1 pseudogene is annotated in these 480 nt (G+C 31.5%); it reads left to right on the forward strand.

What is annotated here, in order from left to right:
- Window positions 1-365: pseudogene (locus JEM65_RS20740) on the forward strand (diguanylate cyclase); the annotation flags it as partial.
- Between the last annotated feature and the right edge of the window lie 115 nt (window positions 366-480).

A 480-nucleotide genomic window follows, 5' to 3' on the forward strand; every position in this document is an offset into this window, starting at 1 on the left:
AACTAAAGAGTGCCAATAAAGAACTTGATTTTCAATATCAACTGAAAGAAAAATTAACAACAGAGTTGACCATTGCGTATGGTGAACTGAAGAAAAAAGAAGAATATCTAAGAAATTATATTAAGGGATTGGAAGAAATGATGTTTTTAACTTCCCATAAAGTTAGACAACCTGTTGCACATATTCTAGGAATATCGAATTTGCTTGATTCAACTACAAATTATTCTTTAGAGGAGGTGAAAAAAATAGTTGGTTATATGAAAAATTCTGCGATCACTTTAGACGATTTCACAAGAGAACTCACCAAATTTATGAATAACCTTGGTAAGGGCGTAGAAAATACGAGTAGCAAAAACAATACTTAGGACATAGCAATAATTTTGTGAGACACTATCTCACTAAGTGTGTAAGTTTAAAACAACTGGGGTTGGACTTTTTTTTGAAGCTTAACCTTTTTTCATAGATCGTTAGGAACTGATT

The sequence above is a fragment of the Gelidibacter salicanalis genome, from assembly GCF_016469035.1.
Classification (GTDB): Bacteria; Bacteroidota; Bacteroidia; order Flavobacteriales; family Flavobacteriaceae; genus Gelidibacter; species Gelidibacter salicanalis_A.